Genomic DNA, 994 nt, shown 5'->3' on the forward strand with positions numbered 1-994 from the left:
GAGGTTCCATCCATGCGCATTGTCAGTGACGAACTCTGGGCGCGCGTCAAGGAACGACAACTGATGACGCTGGAGAACTTTTCGCGGACGACCACCAATCGGCTGAACAGGACACACCGGCCAAGCTACCTGCTGAGCGGTATGCTGGAATGCGCAGAGTGCGGCGGATCCTACGCCATCATGGCCAAGGAACGGTACGGCTGCTCCAACCACAAGAACAAGCTGCCAATCGACGGCCTCGACGGCGCCTGCTGCACCAACCAGAAGACCATTCTCCGCAAGAACCTCGAGGACCGGGTGCTGTCCTGCCTCCCCGCCGCCTTCTTCGGCATGGGTGTGTTCGACGATGTCGCCGGACAGGTGCGCCAGAACCTTGCAGCCTCGATGAAGAAGGAACCGGACGAGCGCCAGCGCATTTCCGGGGAGTTGAAGGCTGCCGAGCAGGAACAGCGTCAGATCATCCAGCAGATCAGCGATCGCGCCGCCGAAGGGCGCCCTCGCCTCGCCGCCCTAGACGATATGCTCGACACGCTGGAGGAGCGCCGCACCGGCCTCGAGGCCCGGCTGAAGCAGGCGCCGGCGGAAGAAGATTTCGGGGAGAAGATCAGGAAGCTGAAGGCGGAAGTCAGTCCTGACGCCGTCGAGCTGGTCATCAACTCTGCCTTCTATTACCTACGCGAACACGCCGACACGGAGACGAAGCAGCCCTTCATCAACATCGTGCGCCAGTTCATCCAGAAGGTCGTCATCGGCAAGACCCCCGGCCATCAGCCGGCATCGCTTGAGGTCCACGGTCGCATCGCGTCGATCCTCGCCGCGATGGAAGCGGCAACGATCCTGGAAAAACAGTTCGAGGCACTCAAGCAGCATGATTACCTGGAGAAGCTGCGCGACGGCGAACTGGACACGGAGCAGAAACAAAAAAAGCTCCTCGACGCTTACGCGGAGGAGCTTTCTGTTAAACGACTTGAATGGTCAAATATTCAAGTCTCAG

At 60.2% G+C, this 994-nt stretch carries 1 protein-coding gene; it reads left to right on the forward strand.

Translation table 11 applies throughout. The features are described 5' to 3' along the window. Positions 1-12 precede the first annotated feature (12 nt). Positions 13-994: zinc ribbon domain-containing protein (locus tag WDZ78_RS23295; protein WP_425674408.1), on the forward strand; the 982-nt coding region annotated here is incomplete at its 3' end.

This window comes from Agrobacterium sp. M50-1, from assembly GCF_049843495.1.
Classification (GTDB): Bacteria; Pseudomonadota; Alphaproteobacteria; order Rhizobiales; family Rhizobiaceae; genus Agrobacterium; species Agrobacterium radiobacter.